At 59.0% G+C, this 24,714-nt stretch carries 21 protein-coding genes; 14 read left to right on the forward strand and 7 right to left on the reverse strand.

What is annotated here, in order from left to right:
- Nucleotides 1–217: 217 nt before the first annotated feature.
- From ACZYGA_RS00410 to ACZYGA_RS00425, 4 genes are all read left to right on the forward strand, one after another.
- Nucleotides 218–1,639 carry an aminotransferase-like domain-containing protein gene (locus tag ACZYGA_RS00410; RefSeq protein WP_404627490.1) on the forward strand — a complete coding sequence of 474 codons (1,422 nt, stop codon included), beginning with the start codon at nucleotides 218–220 and terminating at the stop codon, nucleotides 1,637–1,639.
- A 547-nt stretch (nucleotides 1,640–2,186) separates the two neighbouring features.
- Complete coding sequence (locus ACZYGA_RS00415) at nucleotides 2,187–3,602, forward strand: cytochrome ubiquinol oxidase subunit I (protein WP_035160064.1); 1,416 nt, start codon at nucleotides 2,187–2,189, stop codon at nucleotides 3,600–3,602.
- Nucleotides 3,603–3,619: 17 nt separating this feature from the next.
- A complete protein-coding gene (gene cydB, locus ACZYGA_RS00420) occupies nucleotides 3,620–4,627 on the forward strand; it encodes a cytochrome d ubiquinol oxidase subunit II (RefSeq protein WP_024952510.1) in 1,008 nt (335 codons plus the stop codon).
- 11 nt (nucleotides 4,628–4,638) lie between these two features.
- Entirely contained in the window at nucleotides 4,639–4,851 is a 213-nt protein-coding gene (locus ACZYGA_RS00425) for a DUF2474 domain-containing protein (RefSeq protein ID WP_479398270.1), read from the forward strand.
- 169 nt (nucleotides 4,852–5,020) lie between these two features.
- On the opposite strand, the gene ACZYGA_RS00430 is transcribed toward ACZYGA_RS00425, so the two are convergent.
- The 6 genes from ACZYGA_RS00430 to ACZYGA_RS00455 form a co-directional block, all read right to left on the reverse strand.
- Nucleotides 5,021–5,404 (reverse strand): RidA family protein, encoded by a 384-nt coding sequence (locus ACZYGA_RS00430; protein ID WP_479398271.1) that lies wholly within the window; start codon nucleotides 5,402–5,404, stop codon nucleotides 5,021–5,023.
- Nucleotides 5,405–5,503: 99 nt separating this feature from the next.
- Nucleotides 5,504–6,292 (reverse strand): DUF3726 domain-containing protein, encoded by a 789-nt coding sequence (locus tag ACZYGA_RS00435; RefSeq protein ID WP_479398272.1) that lies wholly within the window; start codon nucleotides 6,290–6,292, stop codon nucleotides 5,504–5,506.
- Complete coding sequence (locus ACZYGA_RS00440; protein WP_479398274.1) at nucleotides 6,289–8,088, reverse strand: hypothetical protein; 1,800 nt, start codon at nucleotides 8,086–8,088, stop codon at nucleotides 6,289–6,291. Before ACZYGA_RS00440 ends, ACZYGA_RS00435 begins: the two co-directional genes overlap by 4 nt.
- A gap of 1 nt (nucleotide 8,089) precedes the next feature.
- Nucleotides 8,090–9,706, reverse strand: a complete 1,617-nt coding sequence (locus ACZYGA_RS00445) for a BCCT family transporter (RefSeq protein WP_479398276.1) — start codon at nucleotides 9,704–9,706, stop codon at nucleotides 8,090–8,092.
- A gap of 119 nt (nucleotides 9,707–9,825) precedes the next feature.
- The gene (locus tag ACZYGA_RS00450) at nucleotides 9,826–10,827 is read right to left on the reverse strand and encodes a dipeptidase (protein ID WP_479398277.1); all 1,002 of its coding nucleotides are present in this window, start codon (nucleotides 10,825–10,827) and stop codon (nucleotides 9,826–9,828) included.
- A gap of 9 nt (nucleotides 10,828–10,836) precedes the next feature.
- Nucleotides 10,837–12,303, reverse strand: coding sequence for an aldehyde dehydrogenase family protein (locus tag ACZYGA_RS00455; RefSeq protein WP_479398278.1), 1,467 nt, complete (start codon nucleotides 12,301–12,303; stop codon nucleotides 10,837–10,839).
- Nucleotides 12,304–12,417: 114 nt separating this feature from the next.
- On the opposite strand from ACZYGA_RS00455, the gene ACZYGA_RS00460 reads away from it, so the two are divergent.
- From ACZYGA_RS00460 to ACZYGA_RS00505, 10 genes are all read left to right on the forward strand, one after another.
- Nucleotides 12,418–13,299, forward strand: a complete 882-nt coding sequence (locus tag ACZYGA_RS00460; protein ID WP_479398279.1) for a LysR family transcriptional regulator — start codon at nucleotides 12,418–12,420, stop codon at nucleotides 13,297–13,299.
- Between the two features lie 154 nt (nucleotides 13,300–13,453).
- Complete coding sequence (locus ACZYGA_RS00465; protein WP_479398281.1) at nucleotides 13,454–13,918, forward strand: methylenetetrahydrofolate reductase C-terminal domain-containing protein; 465 nt, start codon at nucleotides 13,454–13,456, stop codon at nucleotides 13,916–13,918.
- Nucleotides 13,915–14,886: a methylenetetrahydrofolate reductase gene (locus ACZYGA_RS00470; protein ID WP_479398282.1), complete on the forward strand. Its 972-nt coding sequence runs from the start codon at nucleotides 13,915–13,917 to the stop codon at nucleotides 14,884–14,886. The genes ACZYGA_RS00465 and ACZYGA_RS00470 overlap by 4 nt, the downstream gene beginning before the upstream one ends.
- 86 nt (nucleotides 14,887–14,972) lie before the next feature.
- Nucleotides 14,973–15,155, forward strand: a complete 183-nt coding sequence (locus ACZYGA_RS00475; RefSeq protein WP_479398283.1) for a hypothetical protein — start codon at nucleotides 14,973–14,975, stop codon at nucleotides 15,153–15,155.
- A gap of 32 nt (nucleotides 15,156–15,187) precedes the next feature.
- Nucleotides 15,188–15,640, forward strand: coding sequence for a type II RES/Xre toxin-antitoxin system antitoxin (gene parS / locus ACZYGA_RS00480; protein WP_479398285.1), 453 nt, complete (start codon nucleotides 15,188–15,190; stop codon nucleotides 15,638–15,640).
- Nucleotides 15,637–16,101: an RES family NAD+ phosphorylase gene (locus tag ACZYGA_RS00485; protein WP_479398287.1), complete on the forward strand. Its 465-nt coding sequence runs from the start codon at nucleotides 15,637–15,639 to the stop codon at nucleotides 16,099–16,101. Before parS ends, ACZYGA_RS00485 begins: the two co-directional genes overlap by 4 nt.
- A 1,023-nt stretch (nucleotides 16,102–17,124) precedes the next feature.
- On the forward strand, nucleotides 17,125–17,850 hold the full coding sequence (locus ACZYGA_RS00490) for a gluconate 2-dehydrogenase subunit 3 family protein (protein ID WP_479398288.1): 726 nt from the start codon (nucleotides 17,125–17,127) through the stop codon (nucleotides 17,848–17,850).
- 61 nt (nucleotides 17,851–17,911) lie between these two features.
- Nucleotides 17,912–19,372, forward strand: coding sequence for a c-type cytochrome (locus tag ACZYGA_RS00495; RefSeq protein ID WP_479398289.1), 1,461 nt, complete (start codon nucleotides 17,912–17,914; stop codon nucleotides 19,370–19,372).
- A 13-nt stretch (nucleotides 19,373–19,385) separates the two neighbouring features.
- Nucleotides 19,386–21,158, forward strand: a complete 1,773-nt coding sequence (locus ACZYGA_RS00500) for a GMC family oxidoreductase (protein ID WP_404627472.1) — start codon at nucleotides 19,386–19,388, stop codon at nucleotides 21,156–21,158.
- A gap of 262 nt (nucleotides 21,159–21,420) precedes the next feature.
- Nucleotides 21,421–21,819, forward strand: coding sequence for a hypothetical protein (locus tag ACZYGA_RS00505; protein WP_479398290.1), 399 nt, complete (start codon nucleotides 21,421–21,423; stop codon nucleotides 21,817–21,819).
- Between the two features lie 106 nt (nucleotides 21,820–21,925).
- On the opposite strand, the gene ACZYGA_RS00510 is transcribed toward ACZYGA_RS00505, so the two are convergent.
- On the reverse strand, nucleotides 21,926–24,484 hold the full coding sequence (locus ACZYGA_RS00510; protein ID WP_479398291.1) for a bifunctional diguanylate cyclase/phosphodiesterase: 2,559 nt from the start codon (nucleotides 24,482–24,484) through the stop codon (nucleotides 21,926–21,928).
- Nucleotides 24,485–24,714 lie beyond the last annotated feature (230 nt).

The raw sequence follows: 24,714 nt of genomic DNA on the forward strand, positions 1-24,714 counted from the left end.
AGTAAACCAGACGGATTCGCCGCCATAGGGCAGGCCTAACAAGCCTCATGGACCGAAGCAAACCTCTATGCAAAGGGGCTTGCTCCGATAGCCAGAGAAGTGAGCGAACACCATGAGAATTAAGGTATCAGTCGCGATGCCACCTGAGACTCTCTGGTATAGCGCCGTCCCCCACTTCGGTATCCTTGCCCTTCCACAGCCCACCAGGATAGCTCCCATGAAGCGTTATGAACGCTTTGCTGCCGAGATCTCAAACCTGATTCGTACCGGCATTCTCGCCCCAGGTGAGCGCGTGCCGTCAGTGCGTCAGGCCAGCAAGGCGCATGGCATCAGTCCCTCTACCGTCTTCCAAGCGTATTACCTGCTGGAGAATCAGGGATTGATCAGTGCGCGGCCGCGCTCGGGATATTTCGTGCGTGACAATGCCTCGCGGATACTCGATGAGCCGCATGTCGCCCTGCAGCAGCAAGCTCCTTCCGATGTCGCCGTCAGTGAACTGGTGTTCTCGGTGCTGGGCTCACTGCGCGACAACGATACCGTCCCCTTCGGCTCTGCCTTCCCGAGCCCGGAGCTCTTTCCCCTCGCGCGGCTTGCGACCAGCATGACGCGCGGGCTGCGCCAGCTGTCATCGCATGCCGTGATCTCCGACATGACCACAGGCCATCCTGACCTGTGCCGACAGATCGCTCAGCGCTACATGGTCAATGGCATGCAGCTGCCGACAGAGGAGTTGGTGATCACCAATGGTGCCATGGAGGCGCTCAATCTTGGTCTGCAATGTGTCACCCAGCCCGGGGACCTTGTCGCCATCGAGGCGCCGGCCTTCTATGCCACGCTTCAGGTGCTTGAGCGGCTCAAGCTGCGCGCGGTGGAAATTCCGGTACACCCGCGCGAAGGGATTGATCTCGAGGTACTCGAGAATCGTCTGGAGACGCTGCCCATCAAGGCCTGCTGGTTCATGAGTCATCTGCAGAATCCGCTGGGGGCCAGCCTGAGCGATGCACGCAAGGCCGAACTGTATGCGCTGCTCTGCCGTCATCAGCTACCGATGCTGGAGGATGATGTCTACGCGGAACTGTATTTCGATCAACGTGCCGAGGTGTCGCCCCCGCAACCCGTCAAGGCGCTGGATGTCGAAGGTCTGGTGATGCATTGCGGGTCGTTCTCCAAGTGCCTGGCACCGGGCTATCGGGTGGGCTGGATATCCGCGGGGCGGCATACCCGGGAGATTTCGCGCCTCAAGCTGATGACGACCATCTCGCCATCGCTGCCCGCCCAAGTGGCCCTGGCCGACTACCTTCAGCATGGCGGCTACGACCGCCACCTGCGCAAGCTACGTCTGGCGCTCGAGACCCAGCAGACAGCCATGCTGGCAGCCATTGATCGCTACTTCCCCGAAGACACTCGCGTGACCCACCCCCACGGGGGTTATTTCCTGTGGTGCGAGCTTCCCGAGCACATCGACTCGCTGGCCCTGTTCCAGCAGGCGTTGGCCCACGGCATCAGCCTAGCGCCGGGGCCTATCTTCTCGGCCACCCAGGGCTTCAAGAATTGCATTCGCTTGAGCTACGGCCACCCATGGGATGCGGCGTCAGAGCGCGCCATGCAGACATTGGGTGAATTGCTCAAGGCAGCCTGAAACGCGGACCGCTCAGGCTGCATGCGAGGTGCGAGGAGTGCCTCGAGTATATCCGCGCATGAGTGCGCGCAAATGCCGCAGCCCTTGTGGCCGCCTTGCCACACAGTCTTCACTCGTCATCCGCGGGGGCGAAAACAGCCTTTTGCGGCACATGTCACTCGCGCGCCAGCCGCTTGCCACACCTGGATGTCGCACCTTGTTGCGCACCCTGGCTGCATGCCTTGATGCCGCACGCGTGCCCTAGCAGGGTGCGCAAGAGCCCGCCATGGCGGGGCCTGCCGCTAAGGGCGATGTGGCACGCGCCTGACCCCGTCATAGTGCTGACGTGAATCAGAGTGCGCCCTCCTGCCCGACTCGCCTTGCTGGATTCTCGCCAGACCACCTGGCTGGCTCACGGGCATTTAACGACTGACCAAGATTCAGCTCGCAACTGATATGGTTTTTTCTCGCACAACTGAGCCTGTTATGGCTTCCGGTGGCTCCCTAGAGTAGCGGCGAAGATTCAGGCAGGGCCGTCCCCCTTGCCGCCTACTCAGGAGACATTGCCATGTTCGGCACCGAGGCCATCGACCTGGCCAGGATACAGTTCGCCTTCACCATCTCGTTTCACATCATCTTCCCGGCCATCACCATTGGCCTCGCCAGCTATCTGGCGGTGCTGGAAGGCATGTGGTTGAAGACGGGCACACAGGTCTACCGCAACCTCTATCATTTCTGGTCGAAGATTTTCGCGGTCAACTTCGCGATGGGCGTGGTGTCAGGGCTGGTCATGGCCTACCAGTTCGGCACGCATTGGAGCGGTTTCTCGGCCTTTGCCGGCAGCGTGACCGGGCCACTGCTGACCTATGAAGTGCTGACCGCCTTCTTCCTCGAAGCCGGCTTCCTCGGCGTGATGCTATTTGGCTGGAATCGCGTCGGCCGCGGCCTGCACTTCTTCTCGACCTGCATGGTGGCGCTCGGCACCCTGGTCTCGATGTTCTGGATCCTGTCGTCCAACAGCTGGATGCAGACCCCTCAGGGGCATGAGGTCATCGATGGCATCGTCGTGCCGGTCGACTGGCTCGCGATCGTCTTCAATCCCTCCTTCCCTTATCGCCTGGCCCACATGGCACTGGCCTCCTTCCTGAGCACCTCGCTGTTCGTCGCTGCCTCCGCCGCCTGGTTGCTGCTCAAGAAACGCGACACCCCGGAAGTGCGCAAGATGCTCGTCATGGCGGTGCTGATGTTGATGGTGACCGCCCCGCTGCAGGCCTTCGTCGGCGACATGCATGGCCTTAATACGCTCAAGCACCAACCGGCCAAGATCGCGGCCATCGAAGGCCATTGGGACAACAGCCATGGGGAACCGACACCGTTGATCCTTTTCGGTGTGCCCGACATGCAGCGCGAAGAGACGCGATTTGCGCTCGAGATTCCGGCCCTCGGCAGCCTGCTGTTGATGCATGACATCGACAAGCAGGTGCCGGCGCTCAAGGACTTCCCCGCCGCCGACCGCCCCAATTCGACCGTCGTGTTCTGGAGCTTCCGCCTGATGGTCGGCCTGGGCCTTGCGATGATTCTGCTCGGCCTCTCGGGTGTCTATCTGGCCCGCAAGGGCAGGCTCTTCACCTCGCGGCGCTGGCTGAGACTGGCCGTCGCCATGGGGCCGGCCGGTCTGATCGCGATACTCGCGGGCTGGTTCACCACCGAGGTCGGCCGCCAGCCGTGGGTGATCTACGGCTTGATGAGAACGGAAGATGCCGTCTCTGCCCACAGTGCCGTTCACCTCAGCATCAGCCTGACAGCCTTTGTCACGGTCTACTTCATCGTCTTCGGCACGGGGATCAACTACATCTTCAAGCTGATCAAGAAAGGGCCTGAGGGTGATGACAGTCACGCCCCCAGCGGCGGCCCCGGCAAGCCACGCACGCCATCCCGTCCACTGTCGGCCATCGAGGAATCTCTCGACGGCACCACTCACTGACCGGAGCGATGAACGCTATGGGTATCGACCTTTCTGTCATCTGGGCGGGCATCATCCTGTTCGGCCTGATGATGTACGTGATCATGGACGGCTTTGATCTGGGCATCGGCATTCTCTTCCCGTGGGTGGAGGAAAAGGTGGACCGCGATGTGATGATGAATACCGTGGCGCCCGTGTGGGATGGCAACGAGACATGGCTGGTGCTGGGCGGCGCGGGGCTGTTCGCGGCCTTCCCGCTGGCCTACGCCGTCTTGCTGGAAGCCCTGAGCATTCCTCTTGTCGCCATGTTGATCGGCCTCATCTTCCGCGGTGTCGCCTTCGAATTTCGCTTCAAGGCCTCGGACGCGAGTCGCCACTGGTGGGACAAGGCCTTCGTGGGCGGCTCGGTGCTGGCTACCTTCAGTCAAGGCGTCGCACTGGGAGGCTACATCCAGGGCATCGCCTTCGATGGGGTTCACTTCAGCGGCGGTTCGCTGGACTGGCTATCACCCTTCCCGCTGTTCTGCGGTGTGGCGCTGCTGTTCACCTATGCGCTTCTCGGCAGCACCTGGCTGATCATGAAGACCGAAGGCATTCTCCAGGCGCGCATGTTTGCCCTGACGCGCCCGCTGACGCTGTGGGTATTGATCATGATCGCGGCCGTCAGTCTGTGGACTCCGCTGGCGCACCCCGCCATCGCCGAACGCTGGTTCACGCTGCCGCAGCTGTTCTGGTTCCTGCCGGTGCCAGTGCTGGTAGTGCTGGCCGGTTATGCGCTGATCCGCGCCGTCGCCTTTGAATATCATGCCCAGCCTTTCCTGCTGGTGCTGGCCTTGATCTTCCTGGGCTACAGCGGTTTCGGCATCAGCATGTGGCCTGACATCATTCCCGGTCATGTGACGATCTGGGAAGCGGCCTCTCCGCCACAAAGTCAGGGCTTTGCCCTCGTCGGCACGCTCTTCATCCTGCCGATCATCCTGGTGTACACGGCGTGGAGCTACTTCGTGTTCAAGGGCAAGGTCCGTCATACCGATGGTTACCATTGAGAGGCGCTGACATGACATCCCCGACACGTGAGTCACCTTCAGCGCCACTGCACGCCCCCACAGCCAGGCCCAGCATCGAGCCTTCCAGAACACCTGTGCGCCCGGCCAGCTGGCTCAGAAAAGTCGGCTGGCTGGTGGTGATCTGGGGAGGCAGCGTCAGCGCGCTGGGCCTCGTCTCTCTGGCACTGCGTCGCTTCATGCAGGCCGCGGGCCTTACGCCCTGAAAGCACAGCGAAAGAAAACATCACGTAGAGACCAAAAGACGCCGAAGCGGGGAATGCTTCGGCGTCTTTCTTGTTGGCCTGAGGGCTTGGTAAACCGATGGGCCTCAATGACCACTCAATGCAGGGCGCAAATGTGTCGGGTCATATCCTCACCCGCATCCCGGTGGCTTTAACCATCTACCTCCAGTGCGGCATAGGCGACCATCTCCACCAGCATCTCTTCGCGTGCAAACCCGGAGACGATGATGGCAGCCCGATTGGGATACGGCTCACGCACGTACTCGGCATAGATGCCATTGACCGTCGCCAGGTGCTCGCGATCAGTCACATAGATCAGTACCTGGGTCAGCGAGGAGGCGTCACCACCGGCGCATTCCAGGGTATGAATCAGATTATCCAGGGTCTGGCGGGTCTGAGCCGCAATTCCACCCTCCACGACATTGCCAGCGGCGTCGATTGGAATCTGCGCAGTGAACAGGATGCCATTGCCGACACTCGCCCATGACAGGGGCGCACGAGAGGCAAACAGATCAGTCTTGACGGGATGAACCATGGGTGATTCCTCGAAAATCTTTCGATAGGTGCACTCCATGACTCGCCGGCGCAAGAGCGGCGAATCATGGAATGTTGGGGCGTATTGAGAAGCGAGAGGTCAGTCGTTGTCGGTGATACCGGCGCCGGCACCACTGCGAGAACCTTCCGTTGCCTCGACCAGCAGGCGTGTCGAGAGCGCTTTCAGGCGTGACCAGAGTTCGTCATCCACCTCGATCCCTTCCTGCATGGCTCGTTGGCGACAGGCAAGCAGCTTCGACTCTTCATGACAGGCCAGCAGGTCAACGTCATAGTCGGAGCGAAGGGATGGCAGCAGATCGACATGGTTGGCCATCACCAGGGTGATGCCGTCATTGGGCTCATTCTCTTCTGGCACTTCACGCACGGCATAGACCCGTATCTCGGGGACCGAGCTGTTGGCCCTGAAACCCACGACCTGCTCGATCATGGGGCAGCCGATCGCCTCATCCACATCCTGGGCGTTGCGCCAGAAGGCGGTAACATTCATGCCACGCCCCGCAAGACGCGCCAGATAGCCCATGATCAGCTGCCGATTGTGGCAATGCTGGATCTTGATGACAGCGAGGCCACGCGCACGGGCCTTGGCGAAACCGAGTTCCAACGCCAGCGATGAGCTCTTCAATACGCTGTGGCCGTGACTATCGAGTATCGCGAGGTCTCCATCGGCATAGACAATTTCCGGCGGACGCTCCTCGGTATCCTCCAGCAAGAAACGCAGTCCGCGATTGAGCGCCGCCAGCCCTTCCAGCTCATAGAGCTGCATCCAGGCAACCATGTCGGCGGCATCACCGGCATCACCGTCTTCGAACCCCATCGCCTGAAAGGCCTTGCGACACAGTCCGTGAAGCTCGTTGTAGGAGACCTTCATGGCATTCCTCCCACTGTCGTGGTGTTGCCCTGCCGAGGATCGGCAGTCATCTCTGGCCGCGTCGTGCTGGCAAGCTGCGGTGCCAGCGGGAAGCTCCAATCATCAAACGCGACAGGATCCTCTGGCTCGGCGTTGAGTTCCTCCACCAGCGGAGCCCCCTGGAAGAGCGTGATACGCACCCAACGATCAGACTTCGGGTCGAAACGGCTGGCACCGAAGAATGAGAGCTTGGTCCGCAACAGGTGCATGGGCTTCATGTCCCGCGCCCACAGGTTGGCGCGTATCTCGCCAAAGCTGGTGTTGGCCATGCTCTGGATGCGGCGCACGATATCCTTGTGACGTGGGCAATGGATGAGGAATTCCACCACCAAGGCACGAGGGTGGTCTTCCAAGTACTGACTGATCGCCGCATGGGTATCCGCGACGCGCGGGGCAATCGCCAGTTTCATTTCCTTGTCGGCGCCCGCCTCCCTGTCGCGGACTCCCAGACGAGGCTCCTCCTTCTCGACCGAGCGATACCAGAACCAGTGGCGATTCTCGGGAAGTGAAAAATCGAAGCGCAACGTCCAGTCGTAGTGCGTTTCGATCACCTGCTTGAGGTGAACCAGTGGCATGTCCGGGGTCAGCTCCAGACTTTCCTCCACCGCCATCAGGTCCTCATAGCGGTCGACGATGCTCGGGTACAGTTCCAGCAAGAGGGTATTCACCAGCTCCTGGGCTTCGAGCCCATGCTGCTGGTGGCTCCAGTCGATCAACTCCTGCCAGAGCTCCGGCGACAGCGGCACAAGCTCGAGCCAGGTCATCAGCTCAGGCAAGGACGCCACCGTGGCCTGGTTGCGCAAGGTCTGCTCGTGATCATCCGTGACCGTCTGGCGAAGATGGGTCTCGGCGCGCTTGAGGAGAGCCAGCAGAAGTGAACGCTCCTGCTCTCCCGGCACCTGTGCCGTCACTTCGGCAAGCGCCAGTTCTCGGCTTTCCACCCAGCGCTGTACCAGCTGGGGATGATTGATCAGGAACGGCGCCATTCCGAGGCCAGTGGAGTTGCCAATGCCCAGATAACGCTTCAATGAGGTTGCCAGAGGTGCGGCGGTCTCGGGGGCCTGGGCACGGGCCATGTACTCTATCTGCTGGATCGAGAAATGACGCAGCAGGTAGACTCCCAGCATCTGGGCAGAAAATGGCCGATGGAAATCCGCGTTGTCCTTGAGACGGTCATAATCCGCGATGCCGAACTTGCCATTGCCATAGACGGCCGTGGTTCGATACAGATAGCCGACCCGGGTCAGCCACTCAGGATCAGGTTGCTGGCCTGCACTCAGTGCCTCCAGGAAGCTTGCGAAGTTACGCAAGCTACGATTGGCACGTGAAAGGACCAACAGTCTGGGATGCTGGCGCCCGGCTTCCTGCAACGGCACATTGGCCGCCATCTGCTCGAGAAGCGCATCATCCACATCACCTTCCACGACGCCGAAGGTGACATCCCAGGCTTCGGCGATGACGCGGTCAGAGCGTGCGGAATCCTCAAGCGCCTGAGAAAATATGACGCCGTGATAGCGCTTGCTCGGCGTCTGCAGGCAGTAGATCGCCACACCGTGACCGAGGGCATCCAGTTCGAAGCGGGTCGTGGTGATCTTCCATTTTTCAAGTGCCATCTGGCGCACCAGACTTCTCACGAAACTCAGGCGGCTGGCATGCAGACTGCCGAGGCGCTCCAGCTGCATCACATCGTCCGGTGCCCGTAGCCGTAGCCGCTGCTCGGTGGATGAGAGGCGTGCACCCTGGTAATTGCGCGACATATCAACGCTCTCCTTCGTGTTCCGGGGCCGGCATGGTGGGCCGCTGGCTGGTGATTCCCTGCGCACGTGCCATCGCGAAGGCGGATTGGGGGCCTGTCCACAATGAGGGCAGCAGCACCAGCGAGACAGGGATGGCGGTGATGACGATGAACTGCTGAAGCGCACTGATCTGACCGGCTCCCATATAGAGGAGTATCGCAGCCATCAACGCCATGCTGATGCCCCAGAAGGCACGCACCAGCGGGCTGGGGTCATCGTGCCCGGCACTGACGACAGCGATCGCGTAGCTCATCGAGTCACCGGTGGTGGCGACGAAGATGGTGGTCAGCGTCAGGATGGCAGCTGCCATTGCGGTCCCGCCCGGCAGTGCCTGCGCCACGGTGAGGGTCGCGACATCGAACTGGAAGTTGTTGAGCGCTTCGGTGAGGTCGATCACGCCGGTGAACTGATAAAAGATGCCCGCTCCGCCCAGTAGCGTGAACCAGACAGCGGTCGCCAGGGGCGCTAGTACGGCAACGGTCAGGATCATCTGGCGGATGGTTCTGCCCTTGGAAATGCGCGCCACGAAGATCGCCATCAGCGGGCCATAGCCGAGGAACCAGGCAAAGAAGAACACGGTCCACCACTGCATCCACCAGTCTGGAGCGCTCTGTGCCGTCATGGTCGACATGGTGAAGAACGAGCTCAGATACTCGCCAAAGCCCTGAGTGAAGGCATTGACCATGAACAGGGTCGGCCCGAAGACGAAGATCACCGCCGCCACGCCCAGCGCCAGGAAGACGTTGAAGCGCGACATGATCTGGATGCCCTTGTCGATGCCGGTCACGGCCGAGGTGACATAGATCACCCCGAGCACTACCAGCACGCTCAGCTGCGTCGAATAGTCATTGGTCACGCCAAAGAGTTCATGCAGGCCGAAGCTGACCTGGGTGGCCAGAAAACCGATCGGGCCCACCGTTCCCGCCACTACGGCGATGACGCACATGGCATCCACCACGCCCCCCAGCTTGCCCTTCATGATCTTCTCGCCGAAGACGGGATACAGCAGCGTTCTCGGCTGCAGGGGCTGGCCCTTGTCGTAATGGGCATGCGCCAGCACGACGGCGGTCAGGCTGCCCAGGATGGCCCAGGCAAGAAAGCCCCAGTGCATGAAGGATTGCGCCAGTGCAGGCGCGATGGCGTTCGCAGTGCCCGGTTCGGTATCAAAGGCAGGCGGCGTCACCAGGAAGTGGTACACCGGTTCGCCGGCAGCGAAGAAGACCCCGCCTCCCGCCAGCAAGGTGCACATGATGATCGACACCCACTTGAAGGTGGATAGCTCAGGCGTTCGTGTGCCACCGATACGGGCACTGGCCGCAGGCGTTGCGGTCAGCCCCAGGGCAATGAAGAAGGTAAGCAGCAACAGAATCTGGAAGTAGCTGCCCAGTGTTCTGGCGGTCCAGGCAAAGCCGGCACTGATGGCTTGCGCAACCCCTTCAAGATCAAACAGGGACAGGCCGACGAACAGCAGTATGAAGCCGATGCTGCAGGTCAGAACGACAGGGTCACCAAAGCGGTACTGACCTTGTGGTAACGCATCCGACGTGGCAGACGTCGTGGTCTTGCGAGATGAAGTCATGTGGCATTCCTCTGACGAGCTCTCGTCATTGGCAGGCATTTATTATGGTTGTTGGTTGCCGAGCGATACCCTGAGGATTCCTGGCTCGGCACAGGTGCCATGGCATAGCGTTACGTTGATCAGCCAGGCGCGGTCTCCTTACGGGTCGCGGCGCGCTTGAGGAGCGCAACCCAGTTCTTGCCCATGATGCCGGCCACTTCGTCCTCGGACATGCCGACCTTGCGCAAACCGGCAATCAGGTTGGGGAAGTCACGACTGTCTCGCAGCCAGGACAGCGGACGCGGCCAGTCAGCGTTGTTGGCACTGCCTTCACCGTAATCCATGTCCTTGGACCAGCGACCATTGCGCATCCACTCCAGAATGGACACCGGCTGGTTCTGGCACAGGTCGGTACCGATCCCCAGGTGCTCGATGCCCATCAGGTCTGCGGTTCTGGCGATCATTTCGCAGTATTCGGTCAGGGTACAGTCGGAGCCATTGCGCAGATGGAAGGGATACGCCGAGAACCCCAACAGCCCATCACTCTCCGCGATGGCCTTGAGCACCTTGTCGGACTTGTTGCGCTTTGCCGGATGGAAGCTTTCCGGGTTGGCATGGGAAATGATCACGGGGCGCTCGGATATCTCTATCGCCTCGAGCGTGGAGCGCTCTGCGCTGTGTGACATGTCGATGACCATGCCGACGCGATTCATCTCACGGATCACCTGGCGTCCGAAGCGAGTGATCCCGCTGTCTTCCGCCTCATAACACCCGCAGGCCAGCAGACTCTGGTTGTTGTAGGTCAGCTGCATGATCATCAACCCGAGATCACGCATCACCTCGACCATGTCGATATCATCCTCGATGGGCGAGCAGTTCTGCGCCCCCAGAATGATGCCGACACGCCCGCTGGCCTGCGCAACCGCGATGTCCTGCGGCACATGCACGGGCATGATCAGATCAGGCCAAGCCTCGAAACGGCGATTCCACTCGCCAAGACGCGACAAGGTCTCTCGCGTCGTCTCGTGGTACACAAGGGTGGCGTGCACGGCGTCCAGCCCGCCTTCACGCATCTGTTCAAATATCTCGCGTGACCAGTTGGAATACTGCAGGCCATCGATCGTCAGCATTGTCTTTGACATGGGGCCTCCTCACGCCTTGATGTAGCAGGTCTTCACGATGGTGTAGAACTCGCGCGCGTATCGCCCCTGCTCACGAGGCCCAAAGCTTGAAGCCTTACGTCCGCCAAAGGGCACGTGGTAATCCGTCCCCGCAGTCGGCAGATTGACCATCACGCAGCCGGTCTCGGCACGCGCCTTGAAGCTGCTGGCCAGTTTCAGGGAGTTGGTGATGATGCCCGCCGTGAGCCCGAAGTGTGTGTCATTGAGCACATTGATGGCCTCTTCTGCGTCGCTCACCTTGATGACACAGGCGATGGGACCGAAGATCTCCTCGCGATTGATGGCCATGTCGTTGCTGGTATTTACCAGCAGCGCCGGGCTCATGAAGTAACCCTCGGTGGCGCACTCCACACGCTCGCCGCCGCAGACCAACGTTGCCCCCTCTTGCTGTGCGCGCTGCACCCAGGACAGATTGGACTCGAGCTGTCTGGCATCGACGGCCGGCCCCATGTGAACGCCCTCTTCCAATGCGTGGCCGACGCGTACCTGAGACAGTCGCTGAGTCAGCTTTTCCACGAACTCGTCATGGACTGATTCCATCACGATCAGCCGCGAAGATGCCGTGCATTTCTGACCAGTGCCTGAGTAGGCACCATTGAAGGCTGCCTCGACGGCCAGATCCATGTCGGCATCATCGGCGATGATCAGGGCGTTCTTGGAGCCCATTTCCAACTGGCACTTGACCAGATTGGCAGCAGTGGCCGCCGCCACTCGGCGCCCCACTTCCAGAGAGCCAGTGAAGGACAGGGCATGAATATCAGGGCTGGAGATCAGTTCATCCCCGATGCTGCTGCCCGGGCCCATCACCAGATTGAAAGTGCCTGCCGGGAGTGACTGGCGATGAATGATTTCGGTCAGCGCCCATGCGCTCGCAGGAACCAGATTGGCCGGTTTGAAGACGACCGCGTTGCCGAAGGCCAGCGCAGGCGCAATCTTCCAGACCGCTGTCGCCATCGGGAAATTCCAGGGGCTGATCACACCGACGACACCAACGGGCTCTCGGCGGACCTCGACCTCGACACCAGGGCGCACAGAGTCTGCGCGTTCATCAATCTGGCGCAGCACTTCAGCGCCGTAGTAATGGAAGAACTGCCCGGAGCGATGTACCTCACCCACTCCCTCCGCCAGGGTCTTGCCCTCTTCACGCGCCAGCAACTCACCCAGCTCCGTCTTGCGGGCGATCAGCTCATCGCCAATGGCCATCAACACGGAATAACGTTGCTCGAGGCCTGACTGTGCCCATTGTGCCTGGCCACGCTTGGCCGCCCGGATGGCACCGGCGACCTGATCGACACTGGCCTGCGCATAATGGCCGATGACATCACGGGTATCGGACGGATTGAGATTGGCGATGCTGCCCTGACCTGCGACCCACTGACCATCGATGTAGAGATCGTGAACAGCGGCGTGAGTGGCGGTAGTGGTGTGGTGTGACATGTGAACCTCCTTGAACGCGGTGACAACAGACTAGGAGGACCAGAGGGATAAAGATAATCAATAATAAATACCCTATGATAAATTTCCCTTACCACTTTGAAGAGGTTCGACGCGATGGTCGCAGAGCTGAAGATCACACCGCTGCGCTATGTCCTGGCAGTGGTGGATCACGGTGGTTTTCACGCAGCCTCTCGTTATCTGCATCGCACGCAGCCGGCCCTGTCGATGGCCATCCGCGAGCTGGAAAACCGCCTGGGGGAGGCACTGTTCGAGAAGAGTGCCAAGGCGACTCTGACACCCTATGGCAGCTATTGCGTGCCGCGCTTTCGGGAGCTGATCAATCAGCATGATCGTCTGAGCCGGGAACTACAGGCGCGTGCCGCCAAAGAGGCAGGCCAACTGGACATGGCAGTGGTGCCGTCAGTGGCCAGCCGACTGATGCCGAAATTGCTCTCCGAGTTCGTCAGTCGCTATCCGGGGATTAAGGTCGGCCTCCACGATGGCAACGCCGATTTTGTTCGCGAGCAGGTCATCAGCGGTCAGGTCGACATCGGCATCACCAGCCTGTGGGGATTGGAGGAAGAATTGCTCTTTCATCCGTTGTTTCATGACGAAGTCGGTGTGGTCTGCCGTGACGATCACCCCCTGGCCGAGCGCCAGACTCTGACATGGCAAGCACTGGAGACAGAATCCCTGATCGGCAATGGCACCTCTCGGCTGTTGCAAGGCACGGCGGCCGAGTCACTGCTCGAGATGCATGCCTTGTATATCTCCAACATGATTTCGCTGACAGCCACGCTGGTCGCCGGGATGGGGATCACGACGCTGCCCCGCCTGGCGTTTCCGCAGGAATATGAACGCCTGCGGTTCATCGAACTCGCCGAACCGCGAGTCAGTCGCGAAGTGGGCCTGATTCGCCGCAAGGGCGCCAGCTTGTCGCCGGCGGCGCAGGCCATGGAGAGCTTCATCATTGAAAGCCTCGGCGCCAAACAATGAGTCCTTCATGGCCCGTCGCCTGCGCCTTGGCCTGCGCCATTCGATGGTGACCCTGTCGCCCATGGGATGTCGGCCCGGGTGGCGGCCGTGCGAAGATAGCGCTTTGAAACGCCCAAGGCGCGTTACCCCCGCCAGGTTTTGACAGGAGGCATGCGTGTATTCGATTCGTCTGTGGGCCGCACGTCACGCGCGACTGCTGGAGCTCACCTATCAGGCCGTTGAGCCGGTGATCATCAAACTGCAGCCGCTGTGGAAGTCCGTCGGTTACGCACGCGCCGAGAAGCCCGTCGCCAGGCTGGAGCAAGCCTGCAAGGGCTTGCTGTTTGATTGCCAGATGTGTGGCCAGTGCATCCTGAGTTCGACCGGCATGTCCTGCTCAATGAACTGCCCCAAGCACCTGCGCAACGGCCCCTGCGGCGGTGTCATGCAGAATGGCAACTGTGAAGTCAAACCGGACACACGCTGCGTCTGGGTGGAAGCCTGGGAAGGCAGCCAGCGGATGAAGGATAGCGACGCGATCCAGATCGTGCAGTTGCCGGTGGACCACCGCCTGCAGGGCACCTCATCCTGGCTGCGCGTGGCCCGGCAAGCCGCTGAGCGTCGAGAGAGCCTGAAATGACCTCCAGACTCACTATCCCGAACAGTTCCCAGCTGCCACCTGCCGAGGACGCTGGCAACGTCGGTCACCTGGAGCGAGTGCTTAGAAGCGGTCAGTTTGCCGTCACCGCCGAGCTGGCGCCGCCCGACTCGGCCGATCCAGAGGAGGTGCATGCGCGCGCGCAACTGTTTGCCGGCCATGTGGATGCCATGAACGCCACCGATGGCTCGGGCGCCAACTGTCATATGTCGAGCGTGGCGATGTGTGCCCTGCTGGCCCGCGAAGGCCATGAGACGGTGATGCAGATCTCGTGTCGTGACAGAAACCGCATCGCCATCCAGGGCGATGTGCTGGGGGCCGCGGCGTTGGGCATTCGCAACCTGCTGTGTCTGACCGGCGATGGCGTGCAGGTCGGGGATCACCCCGAGGCCAAGCCGGTGTTCGATCTCGACTCCCTGTCGCTGCTGGAAATCGTCGCCGGATTGCGTGACAAGCACGCCTTTGCCAGCGGCCGGACACTGACCTCAGCGCCCCAGGTATTTCTGGGCGCAGCCGCCAACCCCTTCGCCCCGCCCTTCGCGTTTCGCCCTCATCGTCTGGCCAAGAAAATCGCCGCCGGGGCTCAGTTCATCCAAACACAGTACTGTTTCGACCTGCCGCGCTTTCAGGACTTCATGCATCGTGCCCGTGATTTGGGGCTGGTAGAGAAGTGCTTCATTCTACCCGGCGTCGGCCCGCTTGCCTCGGCACGCACCGCCGAGTGGATGCGCCACCATGTTCCTGGCGTGCATATCCCGGATGGCGTACTCAAGCGCTTGAAAGGAGCCAGGGATCAGAAGGCGGAAGGACGGGATATCTGCATCGAAATGATCCAGCAATTACGTGAGATCGAAGGCGTGAGCGGCGTGCATATCATGGCGCATCGCCAGGAGGCCTTCGTGCCCGAGATCGTGAAGCGCGCGGGCATTCTAGGAGCGCGTAAATCATAAATACCCGAACCTCGCCCAACCCCTTCTCCATAAACCCGCTAGCCTGTGATTGATAGCGTCAAACTTCAGGAAGCAATTACAGGGTGATGACCAACAACAAGATTGATATCCGCTCGGGCACCCTTGTCGATATCGCGTCGGCGAGGCTGGTGGCGGCGTTCGTGTTCTTCTGTCTGATGCCTGTTCAGGTTTTGGCCTATGGCCAGTACTACCTCAGGAAGCCGACAAACGATACGACATGCTGTCAAGTGAATCATCTGATACCCTGAAGAGGTATCAAATGAAGTCACGGGAGAGAGCTATGCAAGCCGCTATCAAAGAGTATCGCCCAAAACCAGCCGCTCGGAAGGACGACTTCTGGAGGGCTCTGGGTCTCCCCTCGCGTGGAACCAAGCTGCATGAAGCGCTGAGTGCCGGCATCTCGTACAAAGTCTATACCAAGCTCACCGAGGCCTCCGGGCTTGAGAGCAAGGAGCTGGCACGGTATGTGGTCATTCCTCCGGCAACCCTGAAGCGTCGTGCCGATACTGGCTACTTCAAACCTGCCGAGGGCGATCGGCTTTACCGTTTCGCTGAGATGTACAAGAGCGCGGTGGACCTGTTCGAAGGCGACAAGGCGAAGGCGAAAGAATGGTTGCTCAGCCCCGTGCGTGGGCTGGGGGGCCGTCGACCGGTCGAGATGGTGGCTACCACTGCTGGCGCCGAAGCCGTTCTAGATCTGATCGGCCGGCTTGAGCATGGCGTCTTTGCATGACTGTGGTGCGCGGTTATCGGCTCGTTAAGCGGAAGTGGCTAAAGACAGCCTTTGATGGGGAAGGGGCTCGGCTGTACGGCGGGCGCTGGAACAGCAAAGGTAAGGCCTGTGTGTACCTCGCGAGCACAGAGTCATTGGCCATGCTCGAGGTGATGGTTCACCTGGAAGACAATCAACTGCTGAAGGAGTATGCGCTCCTAGAGGTGACATTCCGGGAAGAGGTGCTAATGCAGCTCCCGGAGGACGTTCTGCCAGCAGATTGGCGAGCTGAGCCGGCGCCACCCTCCACAGCCGAGATCGGTGACGACTGGCTTGAGGGACAGTCGAGCCTAGTTCTGGCGGTTCCAAGTGTGGTCGCGCCCCGAGAAACGAACTACCTCGTTAATCCAGAGCACCCCGCTTTTCTGGCTCTGGCCCAAAGTGCCGAAGAGGTCGATTTCACTCCAGATCGTCGACTGTAGTGCCCCCTCAGTATCAGCGCTCCCCTTTGCACCGGGAAAGCCGTGTGTTGCTCTTTCTTTCTGTCAGGAGCGCTATTGCCTCGCTCCTTTGCCCCTCTGACACTGTATGCCTACATAAAAGTCGAGAGGGAGACGCTGCCCTTCCAATATGATGACGCCACCCCTTGCGGAGTCGAAATGCTGGGGCAGTCGGCTAGCGATTCTTGCTATACCCTGCCGTTGATGGCTGGGGAGGTTCGGGCTGGGTTTCCATCCACGCGGATGCGGCGCTTGATCACGTATTGGGCCCCACCGAACACCTGATCCCTCACCCCAGCACCAGCGACTTCTGTCGAGCCAAGGCGACAGCATGTTGGGCCAATGGCATGGCCAGCGGCGTTGCTGTCGGGGAACCCCGAGCACCCGTCTATCGCGCTGCGTGGCGTAGAGCCCACGTAAAGCTCGAGACGATGTGGAGATGACGTGGTATCCAGATGCTGGTCCTTGAGTTTCCAAGGCGCTTGCAAGCCCAAACCAAGGGTCAGGATCTGAGTACCATCCATATCAATTCTCCAGTCTGTTCAGGCCCCATATCCTGGACCATTCCAGGGCACTAATTCCACACCTGGCGTCGAAGAGCCAAAATGCACGACACTTACTGAGTCAGGTAACCTTCGTTAAGGGGCAATCTTATCCATCACGTTGGAGTCTAGAAGTATTGAATCACTCCACACGCCATTACCTGCTGACAAGCCTCTCACGCCTAGCAGACTGGTAAACGCAACGCTGCGTCACACCAACTCTTTACCCTCTCCTCTCAAATGCAACCAATCATGATGTTATTCTAATATTGTAGCATAGAATTCTGACACCCCCTCTGCATTCTCTAGGCATCACCACCCCATGACAGGAGTGACGTCGAAGAGAGGCGGCAAGAGTCGTCATATGGTGTGCCCCGCTCCCGAAGGAGTAAGCCAGATATCGCGTTGAATACTCGCTGAGAAGTTAAGCCAGTCACCGATGCACCGCGCGTAAGGAGGCAATATGTCGCTTGATCCCGAAGGCCAGAAACGCCGTGAGTTCATGCGAGACTCACTGACTGTCATTCCTGCCGTCACCTTGGCCCCAAGCCTGCTGTTCAGCCAGACGTCGGATGCGGCGACCCCACCTCTTCATCAGTACGCTCCCGCGTTTTTCAACGCGGAAGAATGGGAATTCATTCTCGCCGCCACCGATCGCCTGATACCTGAAGATGAACATGGGGCCGGGGCCTTGACGGCCAACGTCCCAGTCTTCATTGACAAGGAGTTGAGTGGAGACTACGGGCAGGCGAGCGACTGGTACATGCAAGGCCCCTTTCACCCGAACGCCGATCCCGTCTTTGGGTATCAGCTCCCCCACACACCTGCAGAACTCTATCGCTTGGGGATTCAAGGCGCTCGTCATCATGCCAAGCAACAAACGGGACAGGAATTCACTGACCTTTCATCAGAGCAACAAGATGCGCTGCTAACCGACCTGGAAATCGGACGAGCTGATTTCAAAGCCGTGGGGATACCTGACCTCCCTTCCGCCACCTTTTTTGCTTTTCTCTTGCAGAACACACGCGAAGGGTATCTCTCCGATCCCATGTATGGCGGAAACCGGGACATGGTGGGCTGGAAGATGCTTGGCTTCACCGGCGCTCGCGCCAGCTTCCGCGAGTGGGTCACACAACATGATGTGCCCTATCCGCTCGGTCCAGTCAGCCTTGCCGGAAAGCGCGGCTGATCAGCACCGCTCAAATTATTCAGCCAATATCCCACTGGACAACGGGTAACAGGAGCAACGGATGCCCCAATACAGAAATTGGCCAGTACGCCTCGCACTCCTGGCGGCTGCCGTGAGTGCCGCAGGTGTGGCAATGGCCGTTTTCGGTGACAGCCCTACACATAGTCAGTCCTCTATCAGTACGGATAGTACGGCCAATCCCCAACTGATCAAGCGCGGCGCCTACCTGGCCCGAGCAGCAGATTGCATGGCATGCCACACCCGTGAGGGCGCGAGTCAAGAGTATGCAGGGGGACGCCCCATCGAAAGCCCCTTCGGTACCATCTACGCCACCAATATCACGCCAGCGCCCAAGGCAGGGATCGGGGAATATCGTGAGCAGGATTTCGCCGCTGCTCTGCGACAAGGGATACGTGCAGATGGCAGTTATCTGTACCCGGCAATGCCGTACCCGTCTTATGCCAGCCTGAGTGACGACGATATCAAGGCACTGTATGCCTATTTCATGGAGGGAGTCGCCCCTGTCACCGAGCCCGCACCGAAGACCTCTCTCAGCTTCCCATTCAATCAGCGCTGGGCGATTCGGTTCTGGAACTGGCTGTTCGTCGATGAGGTATCGAATACTTCTTCCGCCAACCTTTCCAGTGATCTCTCTGGTGATCGACAGCAACTGTTGGAGCGTGGACGCTATCTGGTGCAAGGCGCGGGACATTGCGGCAGTTGTCATACGCCCCGCGGCCTGTTCATGCAGGAAAAAGCGCTCAACGACCAGGACGGCGACGAGTACCTGGCTGGAACTGAGCTGAACGAGTGGCAGGTACCTTCTCTGCGTGGGGGCGACGCATCAGGATTACGCGATTGGTCGGAAGACGATGTCATCGATTATCTGGCCACTGGACGCAATCGCCACGCCGCGACTGGCGGCGAAATGACCTCTGTCATTCAGCACAGCACGTCTCACCTCACTGATGCGGACTTATCGTCCATCGCGGCCTATCTGACGACTCTGGGCGCCACGGACAAGCAACATGCCTCGTCCGCCCCCGCATCGACGCCACCTTCCCACACAGCACCGGATGCCACGACACGGCAACTGACGAGCGCGACTTCCCTGGACGAGGGGGCTCGTCTGTATCTAGACAACTGCAATGCTTGTCATTTCGCCAATGGCAGAGGGGCAGATAGCGTCTTCCCCCCGCTTTCCGGTAACAGTCAGGTCAACGCTGACAATCCGACAGCCCTGATCAGTACCATTCTGTATGGCGCGCAATTGCCGTCGACGCCAAAACGCCCAGAACGCTTGCAAATGCCGGGCTTTGATTGGCGCTTGAGCAACGAGGAAGCCGCCAGCCTGGCAAGCTTTGTCCGACAGAGCTGGAGCAATGACGCCTCCAGGGTGACTCCTGAGCAGGTGGCGGAAGTGAGGCAGGCACACGGGCCTGTCAATCATGCGCAACAAGGCCGACCAGACTCCCTAGGCCACGCGCCCGAAGGCGCCACGTCCACTCCTCTGTCGAACTGAAAGGAATCACGACATGTCCGTTACACAACCAGACGTCGATGTCGTCATCATCGGTCTTGGCTGGACCGGGTCCATCATGGGCCTGGAAATGACGAGCGCTGGATTGAACGTGCTGGCGCTTGAGCGCGGGGAAGATCGTAGCAAAGAAGACTTTCTGTATCCCAAGCCTGCCGATGAGCTCAAGTACGGCGTACGCCTCAAGATGATGCAGCGCCCACGTCAGAGCACTGTCACGATACGACGCAATCGCCAGGAACAGGCCGTTCCCCAACGTCATTGGACAACCTTCCATCCCGGTGATGGCGTGGGCGGCGCGGGTTCGCATTGGACTGGCGTGCTATATCGTGCCACACCAAACGAACTGGCACTCAAGAGCTTTGCCGATCGCACCTTTTCTCCCGGATTTCTGCCTGAGGACATGACCATCCAGGACTATGGCGTCAGCTACGACGAGCTGGAACCTCACTATGACTTCTTCGAAAAGGTCGCAGGCTTATCCGGTCAGGCTGGCAATATCCAAGGGGAAATGATTGAAGGGGGGAACCCCTTCGAAGGGCCGCGCAAGAACCCGTTCCCGCTCCCTCCCTTGCCGAGAACCCTGACGGACACCTTGTTCACCAAGGCGACCAAGGCACTGGGCTGGCACCCTTATCCCTACCCTTCTGCCAATGTGTCAGGCGCCTGGACCAACCCCTATGGCATGCAATTGGGTCCCTGCAACTTTTGCGGCTTTTGCAGCAACTACGGATGCCTCAACTATTCCAAGGCATCCCCACAGACCTGCACACTTGATGCACTCAAGCAACGCGAGAACTTCGCGTATCGGACGGGCTGTGAAGTCACACGTATCGTGAAGCGCAAGGAAGACGATACGGTCAAAGGGGTCATCTATCGCGATGCTGATGGCAATGAGGTCTTTCAGCCCGCGGGCATGGTCATTCTTGCCTCATTCCCCCTGTCCAATGTCCGCTTGCTGCTGCTATCCGAGATTGGAAAACCCTATGACCCGGAAAGCAACACCGGGGTGGTGGGGCGCAACTTCTCCTACCAGATCACGGGCTCCATGGATCTTTACTTCAAGGATCATCAATTCAACCCCTTCATCTCAGCTGGAGGAAGTGGACAGGTCATTGATGACTTCAGCCCCGATACCTTCGATACCGAGCAACACGGTTTCATTGGAGGCTCCTACATCTATACCACCCAAGGTCCGGGAGGCGCTATCGGTGCACTGCGCACGCCTCCGGGAACGCCGCAGTGGGGCAGTGAATGGAAAAAGCAGGTACGCGAGCACTACGGACATCACATGATGCTGGGCACTACCGGAACGAACATGTCCTATCGAGACGTCTACCTGGATCTGGACCCCACGTACAAGGATCCGCATGGTGATCCCTTGCTGCGCATGACCTATGACTGGAAAGATAACGACCTACGAATGACGGAATTCATGGCAGAGCGGATGCGTGAAATCGTCGCCCAGTTGCAACCTGACTACCATACCGAGAGCGTCAAACAGCGGGGTGACCACTTCGATCCCTCAAGTTATCAGTCAACGCATCTGACCGGTGGTGCCATCATGGGGACAGATCCAAAGACATCCGTCCTCAATCGATATCTACAGCATTGGGATGCGCACAATCTCTTCGTCATGGGGGCCAGTGCCTTCCCACAGAATATGCAACACAACCCCACGGGAACGGTCGCAGCCCTCACCTATTGGTCGGCACAGCATATTCGAGAACGCTATCTTGATAATCCGGGGCCTCTGATGTCACGCAGTTGACTGCCCCACGCCACGACACCCCATACCCTGTGTCCGACGAGATGTTCCAACCTCATCGTGACATGTCACTCGATCCCACTACGCCTGGTGCTTTTTCAGGGTCAGATTGCCCAGGCGTAGGAAAACGACAAGCTTCCTTTCCATGACATCCTCGACGCCATCCAGCACTGCCAAGAGAGTCGCCACACACATGGATAGGCCCCACCCTGCAGGTTGATTTTCCCGGCGCCCCGCCTTCCTGTATCAGGTGCGTCCATGCTGCATGCGTACCCCGAGCTTCCTGCCTGCAGATAATGACGACTATCTACGACTGGATGTGCATCTCGCCGAAGGGAGGATCGGCCAGGATATCAATGGCTTCACACATACGCAGGTCGCTCATGACGGCCTGAATGACTATCAGCGCCATCTGCAATTCCTCAGTCAGGTCGATAAAACTCTCGATCTGGCCAACACCCCTGGCGTGCGAGCCAATCGAGGACATCTCCTCTGGCTCGCACGAGACACCACCTACCGCTTCCTCGGTAATGGTAACGGGATCATAAACCGAGATGCATTGACGCCTTCAGCGGTAGGGCCCACACGCAAACGCCGCCGGCACTCTGAACAGGACGCCGGCGGCGTTTGCGCTTCCCGGAACATTGCAATCAGCTCCCTATGACGATCAGGCATCGACGCCGTTCTCAACGGGAGATCGAGCTCGACACGATCCTCGATAGAGAGTGAGCCGTACAACGCGAGACACGCCGATGACGCACATCCCAGCACTAGCGGGAAACGTCGTCACATAACAGCTCCTTGAAAGAGGCTGGTGAGACTGGCGGGCCAAGATAGAACCCTTGTACCTGATCACAGGATAGGCTGGAGACCCTCTCGAGCTGCTCGGTCGTTTCCACACCGCCAACTGTCACATTGAGAGACAGGGCATGCCCCATTCTGATGATCGCATCCACGACCGCCTCATGACGCTCGGAATGATCGAGGTACATGAGAAAGCTGCGATCAATCTTGATGCCATCGAATGGATAGCTTTGCAGGTACCCCAGCGAGGAGTAATCCGTCCCGAAATTATCCATTGACAGCCGAACCCCGAGAGCTTTGAGATCGCTCATCGTCGTCAGGATCGCCTCGGAATCCTCCCGCATGATGTTCTCGGTGATTTCCAGCTCCAGACGTTCAGCAGACAAGCCAGTTTCCTCAAGTACCCGTTGGATGCGCTGCACCAGATCATGACGCTGGAACTCGACCGGCGACAGATTGACTGACACCCAAAGCTTGTTGTCCCAACTCATGGCGTTCCAGCAGGCTTCTCGCAAGACCCAATCGCTGATCTCGAAGATCACGCCATTTTCTTCTGCCACAGGAATGAAGCAAGCCGGACTTAACACATCCCGAATAGGGTGATGCCAGCGTACCAACGCCTCTGCGCCGATGATGTCCTGAGTCATTGCATCGAAACGCGGCTGAAACTCAAGCCGCAACTCCTTGCGCGCGACAGCCTGGCACAAATCCATTTCCAGCTGACGTCGCTCCATGATGCGCTCGCTCATGGAAGGGTCGTAAATGCATGCCACATTTCTGCCCTGGGACTTGGCTTCATAAAGCGCAATATCCGCACCCCGCAACAGCGCATCATGAGTCAATGCATGATACGGCGCGGCGACGATACCAATGCTGGTCCCGACGTGAATCACGTGATTCTCGATCTGGATCGGTTGATTGATCTTGTCGATCAGACACTGGCCCAGTCGTGTTGCGTCCTGAGGCGTCTTGCACTGCGTGGCGACCACAATGAATTCATCTCCCCCGAGTCTTGCGACCATATCGCGACCCTCTATGCAGCCTTGGATCGCTTTCGCAATTTCACGGAGCACCTGATCCCCAACTGCGTGCCCGTAGGTATCATTGACTGGCTTGAACCGATCAAGATCAAGCGCCAGCACGAACAACGGCTGGTCACCACTCACCTCGGTACGCAACCTCTCGTCAAGAAACCGATCGAGCCGATGGCGGTTGGCGAGCCCGGTCAGCGGATCATGTTGACTGATGTGCTCGATCTGCGCCTTGGCTTCCATTTCACGCGTGATGTCACACACGGTCCCCTGGTACCCCTTGAGCTCTCCACCGGCACGAAATTCACAGGCAAAGACCTGGCAATACCGAGTGCGGCCCTCTCCATCCTGCAACTCACACGCGATTGGTTGACGTCCAGCGCCCGCACCGTGAGCCGCAATGTCGGCCAATATCGACGGATCGTAATGCAAGAGTTCTGACAAGGGCCTACCTAGCCACTCGGATGCCGTGAGCCCCGTCAACGGCTCAAATCGATCTGACAGGTAGGTCAAGACCTGCTGCGTATCGGACTGCCAGATCCAGTCCGAGGAGATTTCTGACAAATTCTTGAAGCGACGCTCACTGAGCTTCAAGGCATGCTGTACCTCGACCACGGCCTGACTGGCATGATGCAAATGCTTGCGAAGCCATATCAACAGGAACACGACCAACGCTCCCACCATCCCCCAGAGAGGCAAGACGTTGATCAGAAGATGTCGGCCATAAGCCTCTTTCTGCCATTGCACGACAATGTCCCCGACATTCTCAGTGGCGAGAATCACGTAGGGCTCTTCGATGTCCTTGGTCCCAACAACACCAATACGCAGATCCGTCAGCCCGTAAAGTTCCGAGATGGCAGCAAGTTTAGCCCCATCCAGAATGTCGACATACACAAGGTAGGAAAGCGTCTCGAACTGAGTGTAGGAACTGTCGGGACGAATCACGGCAGCGGACACGACTGCCGGCACACCGCCCACTGTCGTATATTCCGTGGCGACCTCATCCTCCCGTGAGCCCTCTCTGGCACTTTCCAGCAACCGTGGTACGTCACTCTCGACCCAATCCTCGAGATTGACATCTTGCAACTCACCTTCGAGGAGCGCATAGCGAGTACCACCTGCCGGTCCTACGATGAACACGCCATCCAATCCATAGGTGGGATACAGAGAGGGGCCAATGTTATCTCGGTCATACGCCCACTCATGGTCGACGGCACCATAGGTATACTGATACGAATCAATCCAGAAGGCGTAATCATCCAAGGCAATGGCAATCTGTGTCTGACGATCCTCCAGGGCCAGCAAGACATCGGCTTTGTCATGTGCCAGCTGCTCTTCATCAATCGCCATACTGAGATATACCAGAGCGCCACCCGCCATGAAAAACAGGAAGACAGTGAGGTACGTGAAAAGACGTGAAGCCAACCGAGAGGTGGCCGCGTAACGAGCACTTTCATCAGGAGAGTCTGGTACGGGATATGAAGTCATGGTCATCCAGCGTGTGAAAGTCCTTGAAGGGTCGTACGCCATGCTCGATCACTGCCGACATTGTCATGCAGACTGAGTCACTGGCTAACGGCATTCATGGTGGATTCTTTAGCGACTCCTGATGACAATGGCGGTCACGCCATGTGGCAGACGACACTCAACGAAGAAGAAACCATCCTATCGGCCTACGACGCCTTATTACGAAGTACGTCGCACGCGTTGATCATTGTGGGAAA

Source organism: Cobetia sp. BL01 (assembly GCF_056493605.1).

Bases quoted from the DNA above. Each gene is read 5' to 3' on its own strand.
- parS (WP_479398285.1), top strand. From the start codon at position 15,188: ATGCAAGCCGCTATCAAAGAGTATCGCCCAAAACCAGCCGCTCGGAAG.
- ACZYGA_RS00495 (WP_479398289.1), top strand. From the start codon at position 17,912: ATGCCCCAATACAGAAATTGGCCAGTACGCCTCGCACTCCTGGCGGCT.
- cydB (WP_024952510.1), top strand. From the start codon at position 3,620: ATGGGTATCGACCTTTCTGTCATCTGGGCGGGCATCATCCTGTTCGGC.
- ACZYGA_RS00460 (WP_479398279.1), top strand. From the start codon at position 12,418: ATGGTCGCAGAGCTGAAGATCACACCGCTGCGCTATGTCCTGGCAGTG.
- ACZYGA_RS00475 (WP_479398283.1), top strand. From the start codon at position 14,973: ATGACCAACAACAAGATTGATATCCGCTCGGGCACCCTTGTCGATATC.
- ACZYGA_RS00440 (WP_479398274.1), bottom strand. From the start codon at position 8,088: ATGTCGCGCAATTACCAGGGTGCACGCCTCTCATCCACCGAGCAGCGG.
- ACZYGA_RS00490 (WP_479398288.1), top strand. From the start codon at position 17,125: ATGTCGCTTGATCCCGAAGGCCAGAAACGCCGTGAGTTCATGCGAGAC.
- ACZYGA_RS00470 (WP_479398282.1), top strand. From the start codon at position 13,915: ATGACCTCCAGACTCACTATCCCGAACAGTTCCCAGCTGCCACCTGCC.
- ACZYGA_RS00445 (WP_479398276.1), bottom strand. From the start codon at position 9,706: ATGACTTCATCTCGCAAGACCACGACGTCTGCCACGTCGGATGCGTTA.
- ACZYGA_RS00505 (WP_479398290.1), top strand. From the start codon at position 21,421: ATGCGTACCCCGAGCTTCCTGCCTGCAGATAATGACGACTATCTACGA.
- ACZYGA_RS00500 (WP_404627472.1), top strand. From the start codon at position 19,386: ATGTCCGTTACACAACCAGACGTCGATGTCGTCATCATCGGTCTTGGC.
- ACZYGA_RS00485 (WP_479398287.1), top strand. From the start codon at position 15,637: ATGACTGTGGTGCGCGGTTATCGGCTCGTTAAGCGGAAGTGGCTAAAG.
- ACZYGA_RS00415 (WP_035160064.1), top strand. From the start codon at position 2,187: ATGTTCGGCACCGAGGCCATCGACCTGGCCAGGATACAGTTCGCCTTC.
- ACZYGA_RS00450 (WP_479398277.1), bottom strand. From the start codon at position 10,827: ATGTCAAAGACAATGCTGACGATCGATGGCCTGCAGTATTCCAACTGG.
- ACZYGA_RS00410 (WP_404627490.1), top strand. From the start codon at position 218: ATGAAGCGTTATGAACGCTTTGCTGCCGAGATCTCAAACCTGATTCGT.
- ACZYGA_RS00430 (WP_479398271.1), bottom strand. From the start codon at position 5,404: ATGGTTCATCCCGTCAAGACTGATCTGTTTGCCTCTCGTGCGCCCCTG.
- ACZYGA_RS00435 (WP_479398272.1), bottom strand. From the start codon at position 6,292: ATGAAGGTCTCCTACAACGAGCTTCACGGACTGTGTCGCAAGGCCTTT.
- ACZYGA_RS00510 (WP_479398291.1), bottom strand. From the start codon at position 24,484: ATGACCATGACTTCATATCCCGTACCAGACTCTCCTGATGAAAGTGCT.
- ACZYGA_RS00425 (WP_479398270.1), top strand. From the start codon at position 4,639: ATGACATCCCCGACACGTGAGTCACCTTCAGCGCCACTGCACGCCCCC.
- ACZYGA_RS00455 (WP_479398278.1), bottom strand. From the start codon at position 12,303: ATGTCACACCACACCACTACCGCCACTCACGCCGCTGTTCACGATCTC.